This window comes from Ruminococcoides bili (assembly GCF_040093295.1).
In the GTDB taxonomy this organism is placed as follows: domain Bacteria; phylum Bacillota; class Clostridia; order Oscillospirales; family Acutalibacteraceae; genus Ruminococcoides; species Ruminococcoides intestinale_A.
Map to the genome: position 1 here is coordinate 65,428 of NZ_JBBNJY010000001.1, position 22,019 is coordinate 87,446.

The following is a 22,019-nucleotide window of genomic DNA, read 5'->3' on the forward strand; positions in this document are numbered from 1 at the left end:
TTTGTACCTCCTAAACTCTCGGAATAAGCAGCATTCGAGGAATATCCTCATTTTGTGCCGCTGCCGAATTTTCTTCAATCAGTTTATCAAGTGCCGTATTATGCGATTTGGCAATACTCCACAGACTCTCCCCCGCTTGCGCAAAGTACAAAGTCAGAGCACACTCTTCGGGCTTTACTGGTTTATCTTCAAATATCTCTACATCGGAAACCGCCCTTATATTTTCTTTTGCGGCAGCCGAAACGGCAAATTTAATTTCACACCTGATTTCAACTGTGCTGTCATCGGCAAGTCGATAGCTTATACTTGCTACACGAGGTTCAACATACAATGCACAGTTATACTCACTGCTTGATGTCATAAGATGAGAATAGTCTATATTGCGTTCAATAAACACAGGTATTTTATCTTCGTTTTCGGCAAGAATACAAATATTTACCTTACCCGAAACAGTTATACCCTTATCGTCGCAAGAATAATCAGCAGTAATTTGGTTTGATGATATGTTTATTACTTTGCTGATTTTTCCGTTATCGACAGCAACCGAAGATTTTTCAATATGAGAATCATTAAGTTTTGCAAGATCACTTACTATATTCAATTGTGTAAAAGCGGGTTGAGTTGCACATTTAACAGAATATGCGTCTGTAACTACATTTTCGTCAGCTATTACATAGCCTTCTTCTGTAAGACAAAGTTTTAAATCAAGCAGTAAAAGAGGTTTATCTGACATAACATCATTCTTAAGTCTGATGTCATAAGACATAATATCGCAGGAAACACAGTTAATTGTATTTTCGTCGATACCCTCGCAATCTATAATTTGATTAAAGGGCAATAAGTAATCAAGTTTTCCTGTTTCGCCGCTCTCAACATCAGTTATATATAATAGTTTTAAGTTGATTTCGCCGTTCGCCATAAGTTTACCTGTAACTGCTTTGGTATCGGTAATATTCACACTTATATCGGTACTCAAGATTGATTCAATTACAGGCTTATCTCCCACAGAAACTTCTTCTACCACGCTGAACTGTTCTTGGCAAAGAGAAGTCAGGCTTGCACATTTTATATTCATCAGCTGTGCTTCAAGACAATTTTCGGCAGGCGGTGAATAGATACTTGTTTTTGCCGAGGAAAGCACCTTTGCATATAACGAAAATGCACCGTGCATTACAAGTCTGCGAGGGCTTAATGCCCTACAGTTTATGTACTCGGGCTTTGTTCTTGTTAATATAACAGGATTATCAGGCGCTTCTTTAACAGAAAAGCTTTGAGAAAAATTAACCGACTGCTCACAGCAACGAATACTTTTTTTGATACTGTCAACATACAGCACATTAACAACACAGTTACCGTCAATTTGCAGTTGTCCGCCCGATAAGGTTCTTGTCTGAATTTTAGGGATAAGAGTACATTTCAAAATTTTTTCGATATCCGGACAATAATCGGGTAAAGTTAAATCGACATCAGCAAGCTGTTCGGCAACCGTGTCAAGCACCGCAACAGTTGTGCAAAACGATCGGTTATCCTGATTAAACTCCATATTTTATCTCTCCTTTTATATTTATACTCAAAATATATTAGAAGGGTAATGAAAATATTACAATAAAAAAGCATCGGACTGAAATTAATCAATCCGATGCTGTAAAAGCTGTTAAATTATATCAGGTATCAACCGAGGTTTGGAATATTACCAGCAACATAAAGCTGAATTTCTGTACAATCGAGAATGTCAATAATGCCATCTCTGTTTACATCAGCTTTGAGTTGAGCGTTAGCGTCAAGTGACTTGTCACCGGCAACGTAAAGCTGGAGTAGTGTTACGTCGTCTACAGTAACATTACCGTCAATAGTGATAATCTTCTGAATACCTACCTTGCCGTTAGGGTTTGTGGCATACTTACTGCAAAGCTGACCGCCTGTTGAGGCATTAGCTGTAAGTGCAGTAACTGTACAACCAACAAGCATCATTGAAGAAAGAAGGATGCTTGCGCTTTTCTTGATTAGTTTCATGTGTTAATTCAAAACTTCCATAATAAAATTTCAGTCCTATTATAATATTTTTTCCAAAAGAACTCAATAATAAATTAAGATGTGCATATCTTTTTGTTGATATGCACATCTTTTGTTTAATTATGTTATTAATAATTACCAATAAAATTTTATTTTACATATAAGAAAGTTTTATTGCGGATTTATTACCTTTTTAATTCCGTAAATCTTCCGTAAAATTGCCGATAAGAATTTTGGCCGTTCAATAAGTACAACTTTCATTGCAAATCTCCTCTCATATTATCTTCGTATGCAAGTCAGACTGACCACAATAAGTGCTGCAGCTGCAACCACAAGCACACATTCGGAAGGCAGTAAACTTGCAGTCAGAAGTCCAAGCCCGAAAAATACAGCCGACCTTAGCCTGTGTGAGTAGCAATTCACTTTATCACCCTGTATCAGTTTACACAGCTTTTTAAAAAGTGTGAAAAATCGGTTGAAAAAAATTTTATAATAATATAAAATTAAATTGATTAAGGTTAAGGAGAAAGCAATGAGAACTATTGATATAAAGAAAAACGATGCAAACCAAAGACTTGACAAGTTTCTTTCAAAAAGATTCAAAACTATGCCAAAGTCGCTTATGTATAAATATATCCGTACAAAGTACATTAAACTAAACGGCAAAAAGTGCGATATAAAAGATATGCTCAAAGAGGGCGATGTGCTTACTCTGTACATAAAAGATGAATTTTTTGAGGAAAGCGAGCAGGAAAACTACGAATTTTTAAAAGCGCCCGACAAACTTGATATAGTATATGAGGATGAGAACATAATTCTGATTGACAAAAAGCCCGGTATTATCGTACATCAGGACAAGAGTTACCATTTTGATTCGCTTGTGGCAAGAGTTCAGCACTATCTTTATAATAAGGGCGAATACAACCCAAAAGAAGAAAAAGCATTCGCTCCCGCTCTTGCAAACAGAATTGACAGAAACACGGGCGGTATAGTAATTGCGGCAAAAAATGCCGAAAGTTTGCGGGTTCTCAATGCCAAAATCAAAACAAGAGAACTTGAAAAATACTATCTTTGCCTGCTGCACGGCAAACCTAAAAAAGATTGCGATATTCTTCACGATTATCTTATTAAAAACGAAGCGCAAAATAAAGTTAAAGTTTTCAGTAAACAGGTTGACGGCTCAAAAGAAATTATAACAAAATATGAAATTCTTGATTTCAACGGCAAATACAGTCTTGCGGAAGTTGAACTTCTGACAGGCAGAACGCATCAGATAAGAGCGCATATGGCATATATCGGTCATCCGCTTGTGGGCGATACTAAATACGGAAAAAACAGAAAAGCACCTGATAACATTAAGTATCAGGCACTTTACAGCTATAAACTTAAATTTTCATTTGACACCGACGCAGGTATTCTTAATTATCTTAACGGCAAAGAATTTTCTGTAAAAGAAGTATGGTTTGCAAAGAATAAGCATATTTCTATTTAAGAATTATTTTATACACATAAACGCACACATTGTGCCTCTATGCCCTTTGGTTGCCCTGTGACTCCACAACAAATCGCTGTTACAGTTTGTACATACATCAGAAACCGTGATATTCTCTGGCTTTACACCTGCTGCCGTAAGAATTTGTCTGTTGGTTTCAAGCAAGTCAACCATATACTTGCCGTTTTCTTTAGGATGAACAAAATCTGACGGATTTACATTTTTAAGTGCAAGAAAATGGTCGGCACAAGGTTTGTCAACCTCATAACAGCACACGGAAATAGCAGGGCCAATCGCACATTTTAAATCAGACGGGTTTGTTCCGTAAAGCTCGGTCATTTTTTGCACAACCTTTTCGCCTATTCTGCCGACAGTACCTCTCCAGCCTGCGTGAGCAAGTCCTATTGCTTTTTTGTTTGTGTCAACAAAGAAAAGCGGTGTACAATCGGCATAATAAGTGACCAAAGTTACACCTTTCTGATTTGTTATCAAAGCGTCAACGCTTTCAATATCTCTCGGCTTATAAATACCTGTTCCAATATTTTCTGTTGTAACCGCACGAACATAAGTATTATGGTCTTGAGCAGAAGCCGTAAGCGTATTATAATCAAATCCCGCACTTTTGCAAAAGCGTTTATAGTTTTCAGTAACACTGTCGGGATTATCTCCCCTGTTAAACGCAAAGTTCATAGATGTAAACTCACCCGTCGACACACCGCCGAGTTTTGTGGAAAAAGCATGATTTATAAAATCAATTTCCGATAAAGAATTATATGTTAAATACGGCATACTGTCCGCATTATGGATAGTCATAGTTTTTGAATTAAATTTCATTATACTTCTCCTTATGCGTAGTTTCGCTTGAAAATGACAACTGTTAATGTTATAATAATTAAAGAATGAGGTGATATTATGTTGAAGAAAAAGCTTTTCGGCAAAAACATAAAACCAAGCTGTACATACTGCTTAAATTCGGTTTATGAAAACGATACCTGTCATTGCATAAAAAACAAAACAATTATTGATGACAAATGCAAAAGCTTTAAATATGACCCGCTTATGCGTGTTCCGCAGTCAGCGCCGACTCTTCACGAGTACACCTTAGATGACTTCAAACTATAATTATTTTAATATTTTTATAAAAAAATATCAAGGCTTTCTTAAAAACTCAAGAAAGCCTTTTGTTATGCATTAATATTTTTAGATATTCGGATCGTCTAAATCAAGCTTGTCAGCCTCGGTAATTTTTCTGATAGGTTTGCAAGGATTGCCAACCGCTACAACGCCTGACGGAATGTCTTTTACAACAACCGAGCCTGCACCGATTACAACATTATTTCCGATAGTAACACCGGGAAGTACGGTTACGCCGCCGCCAAACCAAACATCACTGCCGACTTTTATCGGTTTTGCAAGTTCAATTCCTGTATTCCTCTGATGAGCATCAATAGGATGAATTGCAGTATAAAATCCGCAGTTAGGACCAACAAAAACATTGTCGCCAAAAGTAACCTCTGCACAATCAAGTATAACAAGGTTATGGTTTGAATAGAAATTCTTACCCACTTTTACATTAAATCCGTAGTCACACCAAAACGGAGGAGTAAAAACACAATATCCATCGTTATGCTCTTCTTGTAAAAGTTCATCAATAATAACCTTACGAGCGGCAACATTTGAAAAATCAAGATTATTGTATTGACGGCAAAGCGACTTAGATTTATTCAAAGCAGCAACAAGCTCGCTGTCTTGAGAATTATATACCTTGCCGGCAATCATTTTTTCTTTTTCTGTCACTTTATACCTCTGTTTATGCCATCTGGAAATCTTTAATGTAGCTGTCGATTGACTTTTTAATAATATCCTTAGCCATCTCAACACCGTTGGTTTCAGTTACAGATGTAACCTTACCGCTTTCAAGGCTCTTATATACCTGGAAAAAGTGCTGAATTTCGTCAAAATAGTGACGAGGAAGGTCAGCAATGTCATTGTAACCGCAATAGTTAGGGTCATTAACAGGCACAGCAATGATTTTTTCGTCACAGCTGTCATTATCAATCATATTGAGTACACCGATAGGCTTGCACTCAACAAGTGTCATTGGCTGTATTGTTTCGGAACAAAGAACAAGCACATCAAGCGGATCTCCGTCATCTGCATAAGTTCTCGGAATAAAACCGTAGTTTGCGGGATAATGAGTTGAAGTAAAAAGCACACGGTCAAGTTTTAACATACCTGTTTCTTTATCAAGCTCATATTTATTTTTACCGCCCTTTGAAATCTCAATAACAGCGTAAAATTTTTCTGATGTAATCCTTTTTGGTGATATATCGTGCCAAATATTCATAATAAAGCCACCTCACAAATTTATTTAACTTAATTATAAATAAACCGCAGTTAGTTGTCAAGAATTTTAATAATATTTTAACAACAATACTGCGGTTTATAAAATTTATTTTATTAAAAGAGATATATCTTTGCTTGAGTTTGGCTGATTTTGCTTTTATTTACTTTTTTTGATGTTTTCAGCAATTACCTTAGCAATCTGAATAATTACAGTCGGAATAAAAGCAAGCAGAGCAATAAATCCGATTTGTGCGCCTGTAAGTTCCGCAATCTTAAACAGCGGATGCATAAACGGTACAAAAATTACAAAAGCAAGAAGTCCTACACCTGCCGCAAAAGCAAGCAGGCTATATACATTAGAGGTAAGACCGATTTTAAAAATCGAATGCTTACTACGACAGTTAAAGCCGTGGAACAAACGAGCAAGGGTAAGTGTTGCAAAAGCCATTGTACTTGCAGTTGCGGCATTAACCTGCAAACCTATATAGAAAGCAGTCATTACAACAACGGCAATCAGTGCACCCTGCAAAAGCATTAGTGCGGAAAATTCTTTAGTCAAAATACCCTGTTTAGGATCTCTCGGTTTTTGCGAGAGTAAATCTTTTTCGGGCTTCTCCATACCGATAGCAATAGCCGGAAGCGAGTCGGTTAAAAGATTTATAAAGAGAAGATGAACTGCCTCAAAAGGCACAGGCAAAGCAAGAAGTGATGCGTAAACTACCGCAAATATAGCTGCCATATTGCCCGAAAGCAGGAACAGAATTGCATTTTTAATATTCCTGTAAACATTTCTGCCGTTTGCAACAGCTTTAATAATTGTTGCAAAGTTATCATCCTGAAGTACCATAGACGCTGCATCCTTAGATACCTCTGTACCTGTAATGCCCATTGCAACACCGATGTCGGCTTTTTTGAGTGCAGGTGCGTCATTTACGCCGTCACCTGTCATAGAAACGATGTTGCCCTTTCTCTGCCAAGCCTCAACAATTCTGATTTTATTTTCGGGTGAAACACGAGCATAGACAGATATTTTTTCAATCTTTTGGTCAAGTTCACTGTCGCTCATTGCGTCAAGCTCCATACCTGTTACGGCAATATCTCCCTCTCTGAAAATACCAATCTGTCTTGCAATGGCAGTGGCGGTAATCTTATGGTCACCTGTTATCATAACAGGCTTAATACCTGCTCTGACAGCATCTGCAACCGCTGCTTTTGACTCCTCACGAGGCGGGTCAATCATAGAAACAAGTCCTAAGAAAGTATATCCGTACTCCGTATTTACATTGAGTTCTTCATCAGACTCCTTGTAAGCAAAAGTAAGCACACGCAAGCCGTTTTCGGAATACTCTGTATTCTGCTTGAGTATATCTGCCTTGTCGGCTTGAGTAATCGGACGAACACCGTCCTTTGCCGCAATACTGTCACATCTGTCAAGAATAGCGTCAATAGCACCTTTAGTCAATATATGATTCACACCGTGAAGTTTATACTTTGTGCTCATCATCTTACGGTCGGAATCAAACGGCACTTCCTCAAGTCTTTTAAGTCCCGAACGCAAATCATCTTCGTTGTATCCGAGTTTTCTTAGAGTTTCAAGCAACGCATACTCTGTAGGGTCGCCTATTCCCTTTCCGTCAACAATGCTTGAATCGTTATTAAGCACCATATCGTAAAGTAAATAGCGGTGGCTTTGATTATTAAGGTCAAGTTCTTCTTCAAAAATACTTTCACCGTTGATATATATTTTCTGAACAGTCATTTTATTTTGAGTAAGCGTACCTGTTTTGTCGGAACAAATTACAGATACACAACCGAGGCTTTCAACCGCTTTCAAATCTTTGATAACTGCATTTTCCTTAGCCATTTTTTGAGTACCAATTGCCTGTACAATAGTAACAATTGAACCCAAAGCCTCAGGAATAGCGGCAACGGCAAGGGCAACAGCAAACATAAGCGCATCAAGAATTGCCATATGATTTAAAAGGCTTAAACCGAATACGAGCGCAGAAATAATAAGAATAATAATCGCAAGTTTGCTTGAGAATTTATCAAGGCTCTCCTGCAAAGGAGTTTTCTTTTCTTTTGCCGCATTCATAAGGCTTGCAATCTTGCCTATTTCGGTATTCATACCTGTGCCTGTAACAGCTACAATAGCTCTGCCGTAGGTTACCAAACTGCCCGAATATACCATATTTGTTCTGTCTGCGAGCGGGACTTCCGCAGTAATGTTATCATCGTTTTTATCAACATTAGTTGATTCGCCCGTAAGTGAGCTTTCATTTACCTGTAAAGAATAATTATTTATAATTCTGCCGTCAGCTACTACAAGGTCACCCGCCTCAAGCACAACCATATCACCCTCAACCACTTCTTTTGACGGAATTTCAATTTTCTGTCCGTCACGAATTACTTTTGCATTCGGAGATGAAAGTGACTTTAAACTGTCAAGTGATTTTTCCGCATTAATATGCTGGACTGTACCGAGAATGGCATTAAGTGTAATTACCGCAAAAATTACTATAGTGCTTTCAATATTACCCGAAAACATTGAAATAATTGCAGCAATAATAAGAATAATTACAAGCAAATCCGCAAACTGACTGAGAAACACTTGCAAAGCGGTTTTTCGCTTTCCCTCCTGCAAAACATTTTCGCCGTTTTTTTGCAATAATTCTTCGGCTTTTTTTGAGCTCAGTCCGTCCTTTGTAACACCGAGCTTTTCAAGCACTTGTTCTTTGGTCAACTGATACCAGTTCATCATAATTCCTCCATATTTTTTCTTAATAAAAGAAAGTAAGCAAACAAAAAGACTTTTATTGTAAAATATTGCAAACGCAATTATCATACAATAAAAGTCTCGTTTTTTAAGATACAACCGATACCATAAGGTATGAGATTGACGAATTGTACCACAGATTATCTGCAAACTACTCCCCTTTACAGTGGTTTTATTCTATCAGATTATTCGGTTTTTGTCAACTGTTTTTCTTTATTTTCATCTTTTAACTTTACTTTCTTAGGTTTGCTTAACATTCCGAGAATTATTCCTACGGTTGCAAGCAAAACTCCGCTTGCGGAAGTGATTGCCGACCATTTTTCGCTGTCAAAAGCATAGGCAATAATAATTGATGCTAATATAAGCAATACGCATATTATAAGTAAAATAAACGCAATTTTAAAAAGAACATTCATTTTTTGCTTTTTCATTACATCATCTCCTGCAAATTGTTTGTAATATTCGCAAAGTCATCAAGAGTCAGCTTTTCCGCTCTTGCGTTTGTTTCTACTCCCGAATTAATCAAAAGCTCATTTATCTTGCCTTTTTCAACAGAAAGTCCCGAACTAAGCGAATTTGCAAGAGTTTTTCTTCTCTGTGAAAAAGCCGCTTTTATTACATTGAATAACAGTTTTTCACTCTCAACCTTTACAGGCGGCTCTTTTCTTACATTAAGTCTTATTACTGCCGAATCGACTTTCGGGGCAGGCATAAAAGAACCTGCGCTTACGCCAAACAGCATTTCAGGCTCGGCATAATAATTTACAGACACAGTAACCGCACCGCTCTGTCTTGTACCGACTTCCGCACAAATCCTCTGTGCCGCCTCTTTCTGAACCATTACGGTTATTGCCTCTATCGGCAGTCTGTCCTCAAGCAGTTTCATAATAACGGGAGATGTTATGTAATAAGGTAAGTTAGCACAGACAACAACCTTCATTCCCGCAAATTCTTCCGCAATCAGCTTGTGTAAATCAAGTTTAAGTACATCTTCGTTTACTACTTTTAAGTTATCGTATTCGCCAAGGGTTTCTTCAAGAACAGGCAGAAGTCTTTTATCAAGTTCTACTGCCACTACCTTATCGGCAAGCTGACAAAGCTCATTTGTAAGTACACCGATACCCGGACCGACTTCAATTACACCTACACCCTCGCCTGCACCGCTGTACTCTGCCATTCTCGGGCATACAGACGGATTAATCAGAAAGTTCTGACCAAGTGATTTTGAAAATGTAAAGCCGTGTTTTGAAAGTATCTCTTTAATTTTTCCTATATCAGATAAGTTATTCATTATAAAAGTCTAAGTCCTTTCGGATATTTATTTTTTAGTCTGCCATTTGAGCATTTGCCAAATCCCACAGTAATTCCGTTTACGCAGACAGCAGTGTATCCTTTAATATTATTGTCAACGGCAACTTCTTCACCGTGAAGAAACGCTTTAATTTCCGCAGAATTTACATCAAAATCCACTTTTGAAACACACTCATCTGCCTTTGCCGCCATAAATGCCGAATGATGCGGTTCGATTCTGTTTTTAACTATTTGTCCCAAAATTATTCCGCTGCGTAAAACGGGCAGCTTTTCATACGATACATATTCCTGCGGCAAAACAATAATTTTATCGCCTATCACTTCAATATTTTCACCAAACGGTCTGCCTATAAACAGGCTGTCGTAAAAATCAAAAATTTTACTGTCAATTTTCTTTTTACTGTTTTCCGTAAAAGAATTTTTATATAATTCGCCCGATTTTTTCAATCTTGCGGCAAAATGTCCCTCACCGCCGTCCATCGGAAAAATTCTTCGTGCATATTCAAGCGTCGGTCTGCCAAAATTTACATTTGCGTCTTCAAGTTTAAAATCAGGATTTTCCTCTAAAAACCTGCCGATAACACCCTCATTTTCTTCAACTGAAAAGGTACAGGTGGAATACACCATAACTCCGCCGTCTTTAAGCGCATTCTTAGCACTGTTCAAAATTTTTAACTGTCTCTCCGCACAGCTTTTTACATGCTCGTCACTCCACTCGCTTTCGGCAGTTGAGTCTTTTCTGAACATTCCCTCACCGCTGCAAGGAGCGTCAACAAGCACTTTGTCAAAACAGCCGGCAAGCCTGTCACAAAGCACCTCGGGATACGCATTTGAAACCGTGGCATTTCTTATACCCATTCTTTCAATATTAGAAAGCAGAATATTAGCTCTGTTTTTGACAATTTCATTGCTCCATAAAAAGCCTTTTGAATTGAGCTTAGCGGCAATTTGCGTACTCTTGCCGCCCGGTGCTGCGCAAAGGTCAAGTACATAGTCGCCCTCCTGCACATCAAGCATTGTTACTGCCGAAGAAGCAGACGGCTCTTGTATATAAAAAGCGCCTGCATGATGCAAAGGGTTATTACCGAGCGAAGTAATTTCATTCGGAATATAAAAGCTTTCACTGCAAAAAGGAGCGGATTTTAAATCAAAATTAAGTAATTTTTCAAGTTTTTCCACAGAACATTTCAGAGTATTTACTCTTAAGCCTCTGTAATGTTCTCCGCTTGAATTATAAAATTTTAAAAAATCGTCAAACTCGTCACCGAGCAGAGCTTTCATTTTATCTAAAAAAATATTCATTGTATAAATTCCTTAGAAACGATAATAATAAGCATATCGGAGGGAGGTGCTAATATGAACTTCAACCAGAATCAGAATAACAATCAGAACCAGAACAATAACCAGAATCAGAACAAAAATCAGAATAACAACCAGAATAAAAACCAGAAGAACAGCCAGAACAAGAATCAGAATAACAACTTTCACTAATCGGGTTCATAACTGTGCGGCAAGCCATATTTTTAGAAACAAAGGTATGGCTTGCCTTAAACAGTACATATTTTTTAAAATCAATAATTCACAAAAACAATTAATGGAATAATTCTATTGTTATTTAATTAAATTTTAATATATCAATATCCGTATTTTTCACCTATAATTATTACCTTAATTCTGTCCTTATGTCTTTGTTGAGCGCAAACTACATAGTTACAGCAAATTCTTCTGTCACTTTTGCAGCCCGAACAAAGTTCTGCGCCCTCTTTGTCTGCTGTAATACATTTACCTGTTTTGCCGCATGGAGTTTCAATATTTAATCTTATTGTATTGCTCGGTGCGGCAATTCTCTTTACTCTGTCAATTGCCTCATCAATGTTTTTTACAATTTTATTATAACCGCAAACAAGTATAACACTCTTAGGACCATATAAAATTGCCGCAACACGGTTAGAATTGCCGTCAACATTATACAGTTCTCCGTTTTCTGTAATCGCATTACTGCTCGCAAAGTAAACATCGGAAGAAAAAGTCTTATAATAAACCTCTTCCACCTCTTCGGGAGTAATTCCCTCTGCCGCTCTGTCAAGATACTTATAATCGGAAGAAGTAATAATATCATACACTCCTGTTTCTTTAAGAGTAACAGAACCGCCGCTTGATATTACATCGCCCTTTTTAATCAGAGTTTTTACAAGATTGCAGGCGTCTTCTTTGTTATCACAATAATAAGCATCCATCTTGTTTGCTTTCAAATTTTTTATTGTTTTTTCAATTTTAAGTTTAGTTTCGTTGCTCAAAGCGTTCATACTTACACTTCCGTTAGCTTTTTGTTAAATTATACACTATATAGCCGTCTATTTCAAGCCTCTACAAACGGTACTCCAAAATACTCCGCAATCGACTGTGCAAGATTTTTTCCGATTGCTCCGACATTTTCTCTTATCCACTGTGCCTCTTCGGGATTATCGTGGTACGCTACTTCTATCAATGCCGACGGTGCTTTTGTTCTGCGGACTTCCGCAAGGCTTGTGGTCGGAATAATATCTACATCATCAGGATACGGATAGATGTTTTCATAATTTCGTTGTAAGATTTCAGCGAACCTTTTTCCGTTAAGGCTTGACGGATAATAATATATATCAGCACCGGTATATCTGCCTGCCGAGCCCTCCGGTGCAGCATTACTGTGTACTGCAAGATGTAAATCATTTGCCGAATTATTAGAGTCCTTTATCGCCTGTGACAAAGTCATTTCGGGACTGTTTCTGTCAAATTCTATTCCGCTTGCAAGCAAATACGGCTCAATAGCGTTGGCAACAAGATTCATATAATATTCTTCATTTCCGCCGTCAACATAAGGATTATACTCCTGAAGTGACGGACTTAAATATACCTTTGGCATAATAATTCTCCTTTTATAAAAATAATGCTCACGCACCATACAATATATTATTCCGCAATTTATTTTTTGCTTATTTTTTCCATAAGTTGTACGGTTGATTCCGCATTATCTCTGCGAAATCTTCCGAGTTCATAAAGACTTTCGGGATTTTTAGTTACATAATTAAGTTTTTCGGTACAATTTAAAGTAGACAAAAAGCCTGCCTCTTTAAGAATTTCAAGACTTGAGCCGCTTTCTTCACCGAAGGGATAAATAAATGCGGTAGGTGCGTTGCCCGTAATAGATTTTATATATTCCTGAGCCTTATTTATATCATTTGTAATTGCAGTTTTATATTCATCATCACTTTCCTTATATTTTTTACCTATTCCCTTTCTTGGCGTCAAAGTGTGCATATTGTATGAATGATTCTGAAATTCCACAAGCCCGGAATCATACATTTCTTTAATATTCTTTTTCAAAAGATGACCGTAGTTTGCATTTTCTTCACCTGTTGCCGTAAAGTTCTCACTGAACTTTGCAACGGGTGAAATTACAGCTTTTGCGTTGTATTTTTTTAACAACGGAAAAACATATTTATAGTTATTGTAGTATCCGTCATCAAATGTCAGCATCACACATTTGTCAGGTAAGGCTTTATCGGAATAAACATAGTCAATTAAATCATTTACCGTTACGGTTGTATAACCGTTTTCCTGAAAATATTTTAAATCGCTTTCAAATAAATCAGGTGAAATCACATAATCATTTTGGCTTGATTTATCCTTTAATACCGAATGATACATTATAATCGGCATTTTTATAGCATTTTCCGAAATTTCGCTTGCACCGCTAAGAGATGCAAGTATAAAAATTGACAGAATTACTGTGGTAAGACACATTAAAAGCAGTTTTAATCTGTTTTTGTATATTTTACCCATAAATACCTCCAAAATTTTTTATAAAAATAATTCTTATTATTCTTTTATGTAAATATAATAATTTAAAGTTATGATAATATATTTGCAATCAGTAATCATTATCAATTTTTTGGAGAAAATGTTGCAATGAAAAGAAATTTCAGCTCAAAAAGAAACGCTATATACAACACAATTCTCAGTACAACGACACACCCAAGTGCCCGTTGGATATACGAACAGCTTAAGCCCGATTATCCGGACCTCAGCCTTGGCACAGTTTACCGTAACATTTCATTATTTAAAAATGAAGGCAAGGTAAGCGTTGTGTGTAATGTAAACGGTGAAGAACGCATTGACGGTAACACTTCCCCACATACACATTTTGTGTGCAATTGTTGCGGTAGGGTAATTGATGTAGCAGATGACGGCAGCAAATCGTCGGAAAGCCTTGCACTTTTAAATAAAGGCTTTACTATTGATAGCAAACTTGTTATCTACTACGGCAAATGTTCAGATTGCTGTAATAACTAATACCGAACAGCGGTATTTAATTAACAATATATATTTATTATAAAGGAGAAAAAATTATGAAATGGTATTGTACAGTATGCGGATATGTTTATGAAGGACCTACAGCTCCGGAGTTTTGCCCACAGTGTAAAGCTCCTGCAAGCAAATTCAAAGAGGTTGTAGAGGGCGCGTCTTTTGCAACAGTTCACGAGGTTGGCGTAGCTCAGGGCGTTAGCGAAGATATTTTAAAGGATCTCAGAGCTAACTTTGAGGGTGAATGTTCAGAAGTAGGTATGTACCTTGCAATGGCAAGAGTTGCTGACAGAGAAGGTTATCCTGAAATTTCAGCCGCTTTTACTAAGTATGCTTTTGAAGAGGCAGAGCACGCTGCAAAGTTTGCAGAACTCCTCGGTGAAGTAATTACAGACAGCACAAAGAAGAACCTCCAAATGCGTGCAGAGGCAGAAGCAGGCGCTTGCGAAGGCAAATTTGATCTTGCTAAGAGAGCAAAAGCTCAAAATCTTGATGCTATCCACGATACAGTTCACGAGATGGCTAAAGACGAGGCAAGACACGGTGCAGGCTTTGCAGGTCTTTTAAAGAGATATTTTGCTGACTGATTTTAATTTTATTTTAAGCACAAAGGACATCGCTATTAAATGCGGTGTCCTTTTTTGTATATAATAAATTATAGAAAAAGGGAGCGGTTCTATCTCCGCCCCCTTAACTAACTTACAAACCAAGTAACTGCTTTTTCTTTGCGTCAAATTCTTCCTGCGTAATCGTGCCATTTTCTAAAAGTTCTTTGTATTTCTTAATTTCATCTGCATTAGTGAAATTAACAGCTTGCGTTTCAGTTCTTTCTTTATTATCTTTTTGTCTTTCTAACAAAATATTACTAATTACAGAATGAATTTCATCTCGATTTTTTATTAGTTTAAAATTTATTTTTCCTGAGGATGTTCCAACTCCAACTCCCTTTAATATACCTGTTGAAATAGCTGTTACCGAATCAACGGGCAAATCAACTCGCCTTCCGAAAGTAGCCTTACCGTATACTCTTTTATCTGTAACAATCAATTCACTCCGCAGCCAAACAAACGCGAATATACTGATTAAAATTGAAACACCAAATGGTATCAATGTATACATAGTTACATCAAAAAGCGCATTCCAAGCATAATCAATAAGATATAATAATTTAATAGGGTGGGCTTTGATCATTTTGGCAATCATAGCAGTCATCATAGGAGTGTGTCGTATGATAACCGGAGTTTTGATGTTCTAAATAAGTTTCATGCCATTCATCATACAATTTTGCGTTGCTTGACACGGCATCAATGTTTGCAAACAAAATACAAGATGTCAAAGCACCTATTATTATAATAATTATTAAAAATACTTTTAGGTTATACCTTTTACTTTTAATTATAAGTTTTTCTTCCATTTTCATTCTCCTTGTATTCTTTTTTCTTTTTCTTTTTGACACAAACAGCAAGGTCTAATTCTTCGACCTGCGTAGTTATAAGCCTCCTCTTCTGTGTTAAAGGATTTGTGATTTGACAGTATGCTTTTACTGTGACAGCAAAAACCTTTAATATGCAAAACACCTGTCCCTGTATTTAATACATATTTTTTTGACATTCTACCACTCCTTTTTGTATAATATAGGAACTTTTCTTCCTGAATTATACTACTATTCTTCCTTTTTGTCAAGCAAAGCAGGAAGTAAAATGTCTATATATACATATTTAGGAGGAATTATTATGTTTATTACTAATTTGCATATTATAGGCAATAAATTACTTTTTTACAGAAAGCAAAAGGGTCTTACTCAAGCCGAAGTGGCAGAGCGTGCCGATATTTCAGACAGAACATATGCCGATATTGAAAGAGGCAGTACAAATATGCGTACAGAAACCCTTGTAAATATTTGTAAGGCTTTAAACATAACGCCAAACGAACTTCTTGTTGAAGAAGAAAATCAAAATTCTTCTATTGATGAAGAATTAATTATCAAAAGACTGCATTTGTGCAGTAGTAAAGAAAAAGCAACAGCACTTGAGCTTTTATCAGTTTATTTTAGGTCTTTAGACTAAATTCAAAGAATAGTAGCCAAATTACATTTCTGATAAACTCAAAGGACATCGGCTGTTCATATACCGATGTCCTTTTTATTATTATTCTATAAAAAATCAGCTGTAATTTGATTGTTTTATAACATTTTATTTACTTTTACTTATCATTATGATAACATTGTATTGAGGTGTTAAAAATGGATAATGAAAATATTAATTACAGTGATTATAAATACGATTTTGAATCAAAAATTGTGATGAACGAACAAGATTATTTAGACTTTAACAATGTAAGCTATAAAAGATTGGCAATAATATTTATAATTGAATTTATCATAACGGGTTTTATAACAACACGAATATTAATACTAAAATCTTTTAATTATTATTTTCAAAGTGAAACTACAGATGATATGCAATTATATCTGATATTATCCGCAGTAATAGTTTTGCTTATGGGAGTAATATATTTTAAAACACAGAGAAATATCAAAAACAGCTATAAAAGAGCTTTGTTTACTACCGGCGAAAAGTATATTACTCACACTACTTACTTTGGCGAAAAAATTATTACCGCAACAAAGAATATATCAAGAGAATTTGATTATTCAAGCATTACGGGCGTTTACGAAACCGAAAAATACATTCTTTTAAAATTACAGTTTAATTTGTTTTTGATTATAGGTAAAGATATTAAAAGCAACATCAATAATGTAGATTTTATTTCTTACATATTCAGCAAATCTCCTAATATTAAAAAGAAAGTTGTTATTAATGTTACTAATCAAAAAAAGGTCGCCTTTGTTTTTATGTGCCTTACAATCGCTCTGTTTGTAATTAATTTGATAATTGCTGTCTTATAGAAATCGGTTCTATTCTAAAAATCGGGGTAACATTAATAAATTATAGTTTGACTTAATACAACTGCAAATCAATTACAAAAGTTTGGTCGACTTTTTCAAAGGTCGTGGGGGTGTAGGAAAAGCCACAAACACTTTACTCTTACACAATTTCTTGATAGCCGAACAGCTCTCTGTTTGAGCCTGATACATTGTTATATTGGAATATATTAGGGGCACTGCCCAAAGCCAATCCAAATTTTTAATTATTTTGCTAAAGCTGTGCGACAATCAATAATTCACCCAACAAACATTTGATAAAGTACCTAAAAATACTTATATTGCTTTATTTCCAAATGCAAAAAATCCCACTCAAAAAATTTGAGTGGGATTAATTATGCAATATTATAATTAAATATTAAATTATTTAACCATGCTTGCAACTTCAGCTGCGAAATCGTCCTGACGCTTCTCAATGCCTTCGCCCTTCTCAAAACGAACGAACTTAGCAATCTCAATGCTGCCGCCGAGAGCCTTAGCTGTGTTGTTAGTGTACTGCTTAATTGTCTGCTTGTTGTCCTTAACGAACTCCTGATCTACAAGGCAGTTCTCCTTATAGAATTTGCCGATCTTACCCATAACGATCTTATCAGCAATTGCCTCAGGCTTACCCTCGTTAATAACCTGCTGACGCATAACTTCTTTCTCATGCTCAATAACTTCAGCCGGAACATCAGCCTCTGTAAGGTATGGAGTGTTGAGAGCTGCAATCTGCATAGCTACATCCTTACCGTAAGCAATGAACTCATCGTTTACAGCAATGTCAGTTGTGAAGTTTACAAGAACGCCAATTTTACCGCCTGCATGAACATAAGCTACGCAAGCACCTTCCATACGCTCAAAACGACGGATCTTGATGTTCTCGCCGATTGTCTGAATCTTCTCCTGGAGAAGTTCAGCAACTGTCTGCTCTGAGCCTGCTGCCTTAAGTATAAGAAGCTCATCAACATCAGCAGGATTCTGCTCGATAACTGTCTGAGCACAAGCCTTAACAAAATCCATAAATGAATCGTTCTTAGCAACGAAGTCTGTTTCAGCGTTTACTTCGATAACTACGCCAACAGAAGCGTCCGCATTAGTTGTTGCATAAGCAACACCTTCAGCAGCAATTCTGCTTGCCTTTTTAGCTGCTTTTGCAAGGCCCTGCTCTCTTAAGAAGTCAATAGCCTTGTCCATATCACCATCGGCATTTGTGAGAGCCTTTTTGCAATCCATCATGCCGCAACCTGTTTTTTCTCTTAATGTTTTAACATCCTGAGCTGTAAATGCTGCCATTTATATTACATCCTTTCGATTGATATAATTATAAGATAAATAAAATTATTCAGCTGCCTCTTCTGCTGTTTCTTCTTCAACAGCAGCTGCACCCATCTGACCTTCTTTACCCTCAATGATAGCGTCAGCCATAGCACCTGCAATAAGCTTTACTGCACGGATAGCGTCATCGTTACCTGGGATAACATAGTCGATTTCATCAGGGTCACAGTTTGTATCAACAATAGCAACAATCGGAATGTTGAGTTTCTTAGCTTCAGCAACGGCGATTCTCTCTTTTCTTGGGTCAACAATAAAGAGTGCGCCCGGCATTGAAGTCATATCCTTAATACCGCCCATAAACTTCTCAAGCTTTTCGATCTCAAGGTTAAGCTTGATAACTTCCTTCTTAGGAAGAAGATCAAATGTACCGTCCTCCTGCATTGTGCGGAGCTGCTTTAAACGAGCAATTCTTCTGCGGATTGTAGCAAAGTTTGTGAGCATACCGCCGAGCCATCTTGCGTTTACATAGTAAGCGCCTGCACGGAGAGCCTCTTCTTTAACTGAATCCTGAGCCTGCTTCTTTGTACCTACAAAGAGTACGCTCTTGCCTTCTGCTGAAAGCTCACGAACAAAGTTGTAAGCCTCTTCGAGCTTCTTAACGCTCTTCTGAAGGTCAATAATGTAAATACCGTTACGCTCTGTGAAGATGTATTCAGCCATCTTAGGGTTCCATCTTCTTGTCTGGTGACCAAAGTGTACACCTGCTTCTAAGAGCTGTTTCATTGAAACTACTGCCATTTTAAATATCCTCCTTAGGTTAAAACCTCCGCCGGGCCTTGATTTTTATCGGGTTAAGAGCAATTTGCCACCGTTCCGACAAGCCCAACGTGCGAAATGCTATATTATTATACCATAAAATGCAAAAAAATCAAGTGTTTTTTTGAAATAACACTTGATTTTTTGCATATTGTATGTATCAGACTGCCAGATCAAAAAATCTTACATTACCGCAGCTGATAATGAAATTCTGTGTTTCGTGCCATTTACTTTCACCTGTGTAAAAACAGATGATTCTGTGCTGAACAGCCGAACCGTTGTTGTCAAAAATATAAGAAACCGCTGCTTTAACATCTGAGTTTGGCTCAATGTTTGTCGGGGCATAGTACTTATATTCATCTATAATGTAATCAATAGATGTATTACCGGAAAGGTTCATAGCATCTCTGATTGATTGAGCAACGAGAGCACATCCCTCATAACCCATAGTACCTGCCTCACCCATTACAAGGCGCTCGAGTTTTGCTCTGTCATAATCAGAAAGAGTTACCCTGCTCGGAGAATAAGATGTGTCAGGATTATCAATACTTACAAGATAAGTCTGTACACTCTCTGTAGGCTGTGTTTCTTCTTCTTTTTCTTCAACAGGCTTAGTAGTTGCCTTAGTTTCTGTTTTGTTCTCCTTTGCGGGAGCTGTTGTAGGCTTGGTAGCCTTTTCTGTCGTTTTGGTTGCCGCTGTGGTTTCCTCTGCTTTTTTGTCAGCAGTTTCCGTAGGTACTGTTTCCGCACAATTTTCAGCAATTGACTGTGAGAAAGTATCAATACCGCCAACGGAGTATGCAGCCGCTCTGCTGTCAGCATAAGCATCAACACTTGGCGCAAGTGTTGTGGTAGGAATAAGCAGGCAAGCAGATGCCAGTATTATAGCACTTATAAAAGAAATAGGTTTAAGTGCTCTGCTTGTCTTTTTTGCAGTAACCTGTTTTTTGCCATTTTCTGTATGTTTATTATTTGTTCTCAAAAATTTATCCTCCCTGTGATTAGCATAATTCAAAACCAATATTCGGCTGTGTTTTATGCGACTTCCTTTAGTCGTTAAAATTTTATCAAACACACAATTCGTTGTTATTAAACCACATTTTTTTGAAAAATGCAAATTTTCAGCCCTGTTATTTTTTGTTACTTTTGTTATATTGTTGTAACAATCAAATTTTAATTTTCTCATAAACATAAATAATTGTTTAATTTGCATAAATTAGCGAATACTTCTTAGTGGATTGTGCAAAATAGGTAGAAAATCAATTTTTTTAAAATTTCTCTTTAAATCTTGGCTTTTTGCACCTTTTTACGGGATTCGGCATGGAACAGGATATGATAATTGTATCTTCTCCTATAAGTTCAATTTTCTCCCACGGAATTATATAATCCTCACATTTACCTATAAAACCCAGAAAACTGCTCCTGCCGAATATAACAAGCGACACTATTTTTGCACACTTGGTATCTACTATAACATCATCCACAAAACCTATTCTGCAGCCGTCACACGCACTTATTACTTCCTTATGTCTTATATCTGTAAGTCTGCAATTCATAAAAAAAGCCTCCATTCATTGACTTTTATATATATATTTGATAGAATAAACTTATATGACAAATGTACACTACAAAGGAGATGTTTTTATGGATTATATTTTTATGACCGATTCCTCCTGTGACCTTTCTGCTGAAATTGCCAAGGAGATTAATGTTGAAATTCTGCCAATGGAATTTACTATGGAGGACAAGTCTTACCTCCACTATGCAGATGCAAGAATGATGAGTCTTGATGACTTTTATTCTAAACTCAAAAGCGGTATTGACTCAAAAACCACCCAAATTAACTACAATAATTTTATAAATTATTTTGAACCGTATTTAAAAGCCGGAAAGGATATACTTTATACAGGTATCTGTACAGGTCTTAGCGGAACTTATAACACTTGTCTTATGGCTGTAAAAGATTTGCAGGAAAAATATTCTGACAGAAAAATTGTTATTATTGATTCTATGTGCGACTCTGTCGGACTTGGCCTGCTTATTTACCTTGCAGGTCAGAAGTACACAGAAGGTGTTTCAATCGAAGAGCTTGAACAGTATATCAATGATATTAAACTCAAGGTTTGTCACTGGTTCATTGTTGAAGACCTCGACCATCTTAAGAGAGGCGGCAGAATTTCCGCCGTTGCGGCTACATTCGGTAAGGCTTTGCAGATTAAACCTCTTATAAGTGTAGATGAAGGAGGTCATCTTATTAATGTAGGTAAAGTAAGAGGCGCAAGCAATGTGTATAATTCTCTTGTTTCGCATTTTGAGCGTGACGCTGAAAACCCGAAAGAGCAGACTGTATTTATCGGTCATGCAGACAACAAAGAAGGTGCTCTTGAACTTCAAAAAAGAATCAAGGGTATGTGCAAAAAATCAATTATCTGCGATATAGGTCCGGTTATCGGTTCTCATGTAGGTTCAGGCATGCTTGCTATTCTTTTCCTCGGCACAAGAAATTTAAAATCTTAATATTCAGGCAAAATATACGGCTGAGTTTTCAAAGCGAAGACTCAGCCGTTTTTATTTTCTTCAATTATGATAATACAGCAGACACATTATGCTTACTCCGATAATGCCTCCTATAAATACACCTATAATTATACCGACAATCATATTTTACCTCCTATACACAATTTGACATTTATTATTTTGAATGTATGTAATAATAGTAA

At 36.7% G+C, this 22,019-nt stretch carries 28 protein-coding genes; 8 read left to right on the forward strand and 20 right to left on the reverse strand.

Annotation, left to right across the window (positions count from 1 at the left end; genetic code table 11):
* Nucleotides 1-10 precede the first annotated feature (10 nt).
* The 3 genes from AAAY30_RS00350 to spoVM all read right to left on the reverse strand — a co-directional run bounded on the left by AAAY30_RS00350 (nt 11) and on the right by spoVM (nt 2,274).
* On the reverse strand, nt 11-1,543 hold the full coding sequence (locus tag AAAY30_RS00350; protein WP_252559936.1) for a DUF3794 and LysM peptidoglycan-binding domain-containing protein: 1,533 nt from the start codon (nt 1,541-1,543) through the stop codon (nt 11-13).
* Nucleotides 1,544-1,671: 128 nt separating this feature from the next.
* Nucleotides 1,672-2,013, reverse strand: a complete 342-nt coding sequence (locus AAAY30_RS00355) for a dockerin type I repeat-containing protein (RefSeq protein ID WP_337781681.1) — start codon at nt 2,011-2,013, stop codon at nt 1,672-1,674.
* A gap of 171 nt (nt 2,014-2,184) precedes the next feature.
* Nucleotides 2,185-2,274, reverse strand: coding sequence for a stage V sporulation protein SpoVM (gene spoVM / locus AAAY30_RS00360; protein WP_186934596.1), 90 nt, complete (start codon nt 2,272-2,274; stop codon nt 2,185-2,187).
* Between the two features lie 271 nt (nt 2,275-2,545).
* On the opposite strand from spoVM, the gene AAAY30_RS00365 reads away from it, so the two are divergent.
* Nucleotides 2,546-3,505 (forward strand): RluA family pseudouridine synthase, encoded by a 960-nt coding sequence (locus tag AAAY30_RS00365; protein WP_195410087.1) that lies wholly within the window; start codon nt 2,546-2,548, stop codon nt 3,503-3,505.
* A gap of 3 nt (nt 3,506-3,508) precedes the next feature.
* Here the strand turns inward: AAAY30_RS00365 and pgeF are convergent, their stop codons facing one another.
* Nucleotides 3,509-4,339, reverse strand: coding sequence for a peptidoglycan editing factor PgeF (gene pgeF / locus AAAY30_RS00370; protein ID WP_303248148.1), 831 nt, complete (start codon nt 4,337-4,339; stop codon nt 3,509-3,511).
* A gap of 78 nt (nt 4,340-4,417) precedes the next feature.
* On the opposite strand from pgeF, the gene AAAY30_RS00375 reads away from it, so the two are divergent.
* Nucleotides 4,418-4,627 (forward strand): hypothetical protein, encoded by a 210-nt coding sequence (locus AAAY30_RS00375; protein WP_243237668.1) that lies wholly within the window; start codon nt 4,418-4,420, stop codon nt 4,625-4,627.
* Between the two features lie 78 nt (nt 4,628-4,705).
* Here the strand turns inward: AAAY30_RS00375 and AAAY30_RS00380 are convergent, their stop codons facing one another.
* The 6 genes from AAAY30_RS00380 to AAAY30_RS00405 form a co-directional block, all read right to left on the reverse strand.
* Nucleotides 4,706-5,302: a sugar O-acetyltransferase gene (locus tag AAAY30_RS00380; protein WP_249376144.1), complete on the reverse strand. Its 597-nt coding sequence runs from the start codon at nt 5,300-5,302 to the stop codon at nt 4,706-4,708.
* A gap of 13 nt (nt 5,303-5,315) precedes the next feature.
* The gene (locus tag AAAY30_RS00385) at nt 5,316-5,852 is read right to left on the reverse strand and encodes an inorganic diphosphatase (protein WP_022235406.1); all 537 of its coding nucleotides are present in this window, start codon (nt 5,850-5,852) and stop codon (nt 5,316-5,318) included.
* A 156-nt stretch (nt 5,853-6,008) separates the two neighbouring features.
* Entirely contained in the window at nt 6,009-8,612 is a 2,604-nt protein-coding gene (locus AAAY30_RS00390; protein ID WP_302196348.1) for a cation-translocating P-type ATPase, read from the reverse strand.
* Nucleotides 8,613-8,812: 200 nt separating this feature from the next.
* A complete protein-coding gene (locus AAAY30_RS00395) occupies nt 8,813-9,058 on the reverse strand; it encodes a TRADD-N-associated membrane domain-containing protein (RefSeq protein ID WP_022235404.1) in 246 nt (81 codons plus the stop codon).
* On the reverse strand, nt 9,058-9,918 hold the full coding sequence (gene rsmA, locus AAAY30_RS00400; RefSeq protein WP_022235403.1) for a 16S rRNA (adenine(1518)-N(6)/adenine(1519)-N(6))-dimethyltransferase RsmA: 861 nt from the start codon (nt 9,916-9,918) through the stop codon (nt 9,058-9,060). Before rsmA ends, AAAY30_RS00395 begins: the two co-directional genes overlap by 1 nt.
* Nucleotides 9,918-11,240 (reverse strand): RsmB/NOP family class I SAM-dependent RNA methyltransferase, encoded by a 1,323-nt coding sequence (locus AAAY30_RS00405; RefSeq protein WP_249376147.1) that lies wholly within the window; start codon nt 11,238-11,240, stop codon nt 9,918-9,920. The genes rsmA and AAAY30_RS00405 overlap by 1 nt, the downstream gene beginning before the upstream one ends.
* A 54-nt stretch (nt 11,241-11,294) precedes the next feature.
* Between AAAY30_RS00405 and AAAY30_RS00410 the strand changes: the two genes are divergently transcribed.
* On the forward strand, nt 11,295-11,429 hold the full coding sequence (locus tag AAAY30_RS00410; protein WP_022235401.1) for a hypothetical protein: 135 nt from the start codon (nt 11,295-11,297) through the stop codon (nt 11,427-11,429).
* 143 nt (nt 11,430-11,572) lie between these two features.
* Here AAAY30_RS00410 and AAAY30_RS00415 read toward each other — a convergent pair whose 3' ends face one another.
* From AAAY30_RS00415 to AAAY30_RS00425, 3 genes are read right to left on the reverse strand one after another with little or no spacing between them, the layout of a single operon-like run.
* Nucleotides 11,573-12,244 carry a lactate utilization protein gene (locus AAAY30_RS00415; protein WP_302196346.1) on the reverse strand — a complete coding sequence of 224 codons (672 nt, stop codon included), beginning with the start codon at nt 12,242-12,244 and terminating at the stop codon, nt 11,573-11,575.
* A gap of 53 nt (nt 12,245-12,297) precedes the next feature.
* Nucleotides 12,298-12,840 (reverse strand): N-acetylmuramoyl-L-alanine amidase family protein, encoded by a 543-nt coding sequence (locus tag AAAY30_RS00420; protein WP_499215649.1) that lies wholly within the window; start codon nt 12,838-12,840, stop codon nt 12,298-12,300.
* 59 nt (nt 12,841-12,899) lie between these two features.
* Entirely contained in the window at nt 12,900-13,760 is an 861-nt protein-coding gene (locus tag AAAY30_RS00425) for a polysaccharide deacetylase family protein (protein WP_249376150.1), read from the reverse strand.
* 126 nt (nt 13,761-13,886) lie between these two features.
* Here AAAY30_RS00425 and AAAY30_RS00430 point away from each other — a divergent pair, with 126 nt between their 5' ends.
* Nucleotides 13,887-14,270, forward strand: a complete 384-nt coding sequence (locus tag AAAY30_RS00430) for a Fur family transcriptional regulator (RefSeq protein ID WP_186934586.1) — start codon at nt 13,887-13,889, stop codon at nt 14,268-14,270.
* A 56-nt stretch (nt 14,271-14,326) separates the two neighbouring features.
* Complete coding sequence (locus AAAY30_RS00435; RefSeq protein WP_022235396.1) at nt 14,327-14,869, forward strand: NADH peroxidase; 543 nt, start codon at nt 14,327-14,329, stop codon at nt 14,867-14,869.
* Between the two features lie 112 nt (nt 14,870-14,981).
* Here AAAY30_RS00435 and AAAY30_RS00440 read toward each other — a convergent pair whose 3' ends face one another.
* From AAAY30_RS00440 to AAAY30_RS00450, 3 genes are read right to left on the reverse strand one after another with little or no spacing between them, the layout of a single operon-like run.
* The gene (locus AAAY30_RS00440; protein ID WP_499215648.1) at nt 14,982-15,485 is read right to left on the reverse strand and encodes an SHOCT domain-containing protein; all 504 of its coding nucleotides are present in this window, start codon (nt 15,483-15,485) and stop codon (nt 14,982-14,984) included.
* A complete protein-coding gene (locus AAAY30_RS00445; RefSeq protein ID WP_337781682.1) occupies nt 15,451-15,696 on the reverse strand; it encodes a hypothetical protein in 246 nt (81 codons plus the stop codon). The genes AAAY30_RS00440 and AAAY30_RS00445 overlap by 35 nt, the downstream gene beginning before the upstream one ends.
* Nucleotides 15,697-15,698: 2 nt before the next feature.
* A complete protein-coding gene (locus AAAY30_RS00450) occupies nt 15,699-15,893 on the reverse strand; it encodes a hypothetical protein (protein ID WP_337781683.1) in 195 nt (64 codons plus the stop codon).
* Between the two features lie 122 nt (nt 15,894-16,015).
* Here AAAY30_RS00450 and AAAY30_RS00455 point away from each other — a divergent pair, with 122 nt between their 5' ends.
* Nucleotides 16,016-16,348, forward strand: a complete 333-nt coding sequence (locus AAAY30_RS00455; RefSeq protein WP_337781684.1) for a helix-turn-helix domain-containing protein — start codon at nt 16,016-16,018, stop codon at nt 16,346-16,348.
* Between the two features lie 176 nt (nt 16,349-16,524).
* The gene (locus AAAY30_RS00460) at nt 16,525-17,190 is read left to right on the forward strand and encodes a YcxB family protein (protein WP_337781685.1); all 666 of its coding nucleotides are present in this window, start codon (nt 16,525-16,527) and stop codon (nt 17,188-17,190) included.
* A gap of 399 nt (nt 17,191-17,589) precedes the next feature.
* On the opposite strand, the gene tsf is transcribed toward AAAY30_RS00460, so the two are convergent.
* The 4 genes from tsf to AAAY30_RS00480 all read right to left on the reverse strand — a co-directional run bounded on the left by tsf (nt 17,590) and on the right by AAAY30_RS00480 (nt 20,855).
* Nucleotides 17,590-18,501: a translation elongation factor Ts gene (tsf, locus tag AAAY30_RS00465; RefSeq protein ID WP_499222336.1), complete on the reverse strand. Its 912-nt coding sequence runs from the start codon at nt 18,499-18,501 to the stop codon at nt 17,590-17,592.
* Nucleotides 18,502-18,546: 45 nt separating this feature from the next.
* Entirely contained in the window at nt 18,547-19,281 is a 735-nt protein-coding gene (gene rpsB, locus AAAY30_RS00470) for a 30S ribosomal protein S2 (RefSeq protein WP_022235393.1), read from the reverse strand.
* Between the two features lie 178 nt (nt 19,282-19,459).
* Complete coding sequence (locus tag AAAY30_RS00475) at nt 19,460-20,281, reverse strand: hypothetical protein (RefSeq protein WP_302186353.1); 822 nt, start codon at nt 20,279-20,281, stop codon at nt 19,460-19,462.
* Nucleotides 20,282-20,567: 286 nt separating this feature from the next.
* Nucleotides 20,568-20,855, reverse strand: a complete 288-nt coding sequence (locus tag AAAY30_RS00480; RefSeq protein ID WP_022235391.1) for a PRC-barrel domain-containing protein — start codon at nt 20,853-20,855, stop codon at nt 20,568-20,570.
* An 88-nt stretch (nt 20,856-20,943) separates the two neighbouring features.
* On the opposite strand from AAAY30_RS00480, the gene AAAY30_RS00485 reads away from it, so the two are divergent.
* Nucleotides 20,944-21,816 carry a DegV family protein gene (locus AAAY30_RS00485; RefSeq protein ID WP_022235390.1) on the forward strand — a complete coding sequence of 291 codons (873 nt, stop codon included), beginning with the start codon at nt 20,944-20,946 and terminating at the stop codon, nt 21,814-21,816.
* The last annotated feature ends 203 nt before the right edge of the window (nt 21,817-22,019 follow it).

What these genes read in the sequence shown, in the direction of transcription:
- AAAY30_RS00350 (WP_252559936.1), bottom strand. Translation starts at nt 1,543, where the DNA reads ATGGAGTTTAATCAGGATAACCGATCGTTTTGCACAACTGTTGCGGTG.
- AAAY30_RS00355 (WP_337781681.1), bottom strand. Translation starts at nt 2,013, where the DNA reads ATGAAACTAATCAAGAAAAGCGCAAGCATCCTTCTTTCTTCAATGATG.
- spoVM (WP_186934596.1), bottom strand. Translation starts at nt 2,274, where the DNA reads ATGAAAGTTGTACTTATTGAACGGCCAAAATTCTTATCGGCAATTTTA.
- AAAY30_RS00365 (WP_195410087.1), top strand. Translation starts at nt 2,546, where the DNA reads ATGAGAACTATTGATATAAAGAAAAACGATGCAAACCAAAGACTTGAC.
- pgeF (WP_303248148.1), bottom strand. Translation starts at nt 4,339, where the DNA reads ATGAAATTTAATTCAAAAACTATGACTATCCATAATGCGGACAGTATG.
- AAAY30_RS00375 (WP_243237668.1), top strand. Translation starts at nt 4,418, where the DNA reads ATGTTGAAGAAAAAGCTTTTCGGCAAAAACATAAAACCAAGCTGTACA.
- AAAY30_RS00385 (WP_022235406.1), bottom strand. Translation starts at nt 5,852, where the DNA reads ATGAATATTTGGCACGATATATCACCAAAAAGGATTACATCAGAAAAA.
- AAAY30_RS00390 (WP_302196348.1), bottom strand. Translation starts at nt 8,612, where the DNA reads ATGATGAACTGGTATCAGTTGACCAAAGAACAAGTGCTTGAAAAGCTC.
- AAAY30_RS00395 (WP_022235404.1), bottom strand. Translation starts at nt 9,058, where the DNA reads ATGAAAAAGCAAAAAATGAATGTTCTTTTTAAAATTGCGTTTATTTTA.
- rsmA (WP_022235403.1), bottom strand. Translation starts at nt 9,918, where the DNA reads ATGAATAACTTATCTGATATAGGAAAAATTAAAGAGATACTTTCAAAA.
- AAAY30_RS00405 (WP_249376147.1), bottom strand. Translation starts at nt 11,240, where the DNA reads ATGAATATTTTTTTAGATAAAATGAAAGCTCTGCTCGGTGACGAGTTT.
- AAAY30_RS00410 (WP_022235401.1), top strand. Translation starts at nt 11,295, where the DNA reads ATGAACTTCAACCAGAATCAGAATAACAATCAGAACCAGAACAATAAC.
- AAAY30_RS00415 (WP_302196346.1), bottom strand. Translation starts at nt 12,244, where the DNA reads ATGAACGCTTTGAGCAACGAAACTAAACTTAAAATTGAAAAAACAATA.
- AAAY30_RS00420 (WP_499215649.1), bottom strand. Translation starts at nt 12,840, where the DNA reads ATGCCAAAGGTATATTTAAGTCCGTCACTTCAGGAGTATAATCCTTAT.
- AAAY30_RS00425 (WP_249376150.1), bottom strand. Translation starts at nt 13,760, where the DNA reads ATGGGTAAAATATACAAAAACAGATTAAAACTGCTTTTAATGTGTCTT.
- AAAY30_RS00430 (WP_186934586.1), top strand. Translation starts at nt 13,887, where the DNA reads ATGAAAAGAAATTTCAGCTCAAAAAGAAACGCTATATACAACACAATT.
- AAAY30_RS00435 (WP_022235396.1), top strand. Translation starts at nt 14,327, where the DNA reads ATGAAATGGTATTGTACAGTATGCGGATATGTTTATGAAGGACCTACA.
- AAAY30_RS00440 (WP_499215648.1), bottom strand. Translation starts at nt 15,485, where the DNA reads ATGATTGCCAAAATGATCAAAGCCCACCCTATTAAATTATTATATCTT.
- AAAY30_RS00445 (WP_337781682.1), bottom strand. Translation starts at nt 15,696, where the DNA reads ATGGAAGAAAAACTTATAATTAAAAGTAAAAGGTATAACCTAAAAGTA.
- AAAY30_RS00450 (WP_337781683.1), bottom strand. Translation starts at nt 15,893, where the DNA reads ATGTCAAAAAAATATGTATTAAATACAGGGACAGGTGTTTTGCATATT.
- AAAY30_RS00455 (WP_337781684.1), top strand. Translation starts at nt 16,016, where the DNA reads ATGTTTATTACTAATTTGCATATTATAGGCAATAAATTACTTTTTTAC.
- AAAY30_RS00460 (WP_337781685.1), top strand. Translation starts at nt 16,525, where the DNA reads ATGGATAATGAAAATATTAATTACAGTGATTATAAATACGATTTTGAA.
- tsf (WP_499222336.1), bottom strand. Translation starts at nt 18,501, where the DNA reads ATGGCAGCATTTACAGCTCAGGATGTTAAAACATTAAGAGAAAAAACA.
- rpsB (WP_022235393.1), bottom strand. Translation starts at nt 19,281, where the DNA reads ATGGCAGTAGTTTCAATGAAACAGCTCTTAGAAGCAGGTGTACACTTT.
- AAAY30_RS00480 (WP_022235391.1), bottom strand. Translation starts at nt 20,855, where the DNA reads ATGAATTGCAGACTTACAGATATAAGACATAAGGAAGTAATAAGTGCG.
- AAAY30_RS00485 (WP_022235390.1), top strand. Translation starts at nt 20,944, where the DNA reads ATGGATTATATTTTTATGACCGATTCCTCCTGTGACCTTTCTGCTGAA.